Genomic DNA, 2,238 nt, shown 5'->3' with positions numbered 1-2,238 from the left:
GCCCAGGTGGCCCAGCCCGACCAGCGCTTCGAGGTCGCGCACGCCGAACGCGCGCAGGGCCATCCAGCCCAGCGTATTGAGGTCGCGCAACCCGCCCGGGCCGTCCTTGATGTCCGGTTCCAGGTTGTCGGCGGTGTCGCCGAAGCGCTGGTGGCGAGCCAGCAGTTCCTCGCGCTTGGCCAGGAAGAATTCGCGCGGCGGCCACAGGCCGTCGGTGTTGACCGCGGCCTTCAGCGCGAGGCGTGCCGCCTCATCGGCCAGCAGCGGCCGCGACTCGATCAGCGCGGTCATCACGGTCTGGTCGGCGCTGGCATCGATGCACTCGGCGGCCGAGCGCACCGCGTGGCTGACCGGCAGCCCGCAGTCCCAGAGCAGCGCGAACAGGCGCGCCAGGCTGGATTCGTGCTGGCGCTGGTGGGTGGGTTCGCCGAACACCAGCAGGTCGATATCCGAGCGCGGGAACAATTCGCCGCGTCCGTACCCGCCCACGGCAAACAGCGCCAGGCCACTGCCGGCCGGCAGGCAACGCTGCCAGGCCAGCCTGATCAGGTGGTCGGCTGCACGCGCGCGCAACGCCAGCAGGCGCTCGATGTTGTCGCCCTGGTCGAAGCGGCGGTATAGCCGCGCGTCGGTCTGCTGCAGCGATTGCCGCGCCAGCGCCGACCAGTCCAGGTCGGTGACGGACGCTGCCGGCGCGTCCAGCATCGGGCTCGCCGGCAACATGCTCAGACCTGCGATTCGCCGGGCGAGAGGGTCAGCACGTCCACGCCGGTCTCGGTGACCGCGATCATGTGCTCCCACTGTGCCGACAATTTGCGGTCCTTGGTCACCACGGTCCAGCCATCGGGCAGCACCTTGTTGTAGCGGGTGCCCTCGTTGATCATCGGTTCGATGGTGAAGGTCATGCCCGGCTGCAGCACCAGGCCCTGGCCCGGGCGGCCGTAATGCACCACCTGCGGCTCATCGTGGTAGACCTTGCCGATACCGTGACCGCAGTACTCGCGCACCACGCTGAAGCGCTCGCCTTCGGCCAGGGTCTGGATGGCATGGCCGATGTCGCCCAGGGTGGCGCCCGGCTTGACTGCACGGATGCCGGCCCACATGGCCTGGTAGGTGGTGTCGACCAGGCGCTTGGCCATCGTCGACGGCGTGCCGGCGTAGTACATGCGGCTGGTGTCGCCGTGCCAGCCATCCTTGATCACGGTGACATCGATATTGACGATGTCGCCGTCCTTCAGGACCTTGGCTTCGCTGGGAATGCCATGGCAGATCACGTTGTTGACCGACGTGCAGACCGTCTTGGGGAAGCCACGGTAGCCGACGTTGGCCGGCGTGGCCTTCTGCACGTTGATGATGTGGTCGTGGCAGATGCGGTCCAGCTCTTCGGTCGTCACGCCGGGCTTTACATACGGGGTGACGATGTCGAGCACCTCGCTGGCCAGGCGGCCGGCGATGCGCATCAGTTCGATTTCCTCGGGGGTTTTCAGATTCACGCTCATGGTGCCCATTATCGCCGATCCGGGACCAATCTGAACGGGATCGGGTGGAACGCTGACAGCCGGGATTGGGGCTGGGGCTTGGTCAGCTAGCTGAACCAGCGTGATCTGCCTCGCAAAACGTGACCCCATGCCGAAAACGGCCATCGATTTCCCCGGATCTCACGGCCCCCATACAGACCCGAACCTATAACCGGGACAAGAACGCAGTAGAAGTCCGGCAGCATCGTGTTGTTCAGCAAGGACCGTTGTCCAAGGAGCATGCCCATGCGATTTCTCCGCACTACCGTACTCAGCCTGGCCGTTGCCAGCCTCGCCGCGCCCGCCCTGGCGGCCGATACCACCACCTTCAACGTCAAGATCATCATCACCAAGGCGTGCACGATCACGGCCGCAGCCGCCACCGACGTGGACTTCGGCTCGGCCCTGTCCACCGCCACCGCCCCGTCCAACGCGCAGGGCACCATCACCGCCCAGTGCTCGGCACTGACCCCGTACACCGTGGCCCTCAATGCAGGCGCCAACGCCGGCACCGCCAATGACGTGACCACCCGGCGCATGAAGAACACCGACGCCAGCGTGACCGCCAACAATTTCGTGGGCTACCAGCTCTACCGCGATGCCGCGCACACCAACGTGTGGGGCGCCACCACCGGCACCAACACGGCCGCCGGCATCGGCACCGGCCTGGCGCAGACGTTGAACGTCTACGGCCAGATCGCCAACCCCAGCGTCAACAACG

The 2,238-nt window shown here is 66.6% G+C and carries 3 protein-coding genes; 1 reads left to right on the top strand and 2 read right to left on the bottom strand.

Going from position 1 to position 2,238, the window contains the following annotated elements:
• Together DBR34_RS24195 and map are read right to left on the bottom strand one after the other, a co-directional pair.
• The coding region (locus DBR34_RS24195) for a nucleotidyltransferase domain-containing protein (RefSeq protein ID WP_258224168.1) at positions 1-723 on the bottom strand (723 nt) is incomplete at its 3' end.
• Between the two features lie 2 nt (positions 724-725).
• Positions 726-1,499: a type I methionyl aminopeptidase gene (gene map / locus DBR34_RS19735; protein WP_128098041.1), complete on the bottom strand. Its 774-nt coding sequence runs from the start codon at positions 1,497-1,499 to the stop codon at positions 726-728.
• Between the two features lie 264 nt (positions 1,500-1,763).
• Between map and DBR34_RS19730 the strand changes: the two genes are divergently transcribed.
• A partial coding sequence (locus tag DBR34_RS19730; protein ID WP_181394086.1) for a spore coat U domain-containing protein occupies positions 1,764-2,238 on the top strand: 475 nt, incomplete at its 3' end.

The organism is Stenotrophomonas sp. HMWF003, from assembly GCF_003061285.1.
GTDB classification, from domain to species: Bacteria; Pseudomonadota; Gammaproteobacteria; order Xanthomonadales; family Xanthomonadaceae; genus Stenotrophomonas; species Stenotrophomonas maltophilia_AP.
This window is presented reverse-complemented; position numbering and strand designations above follow the sequence as displayed.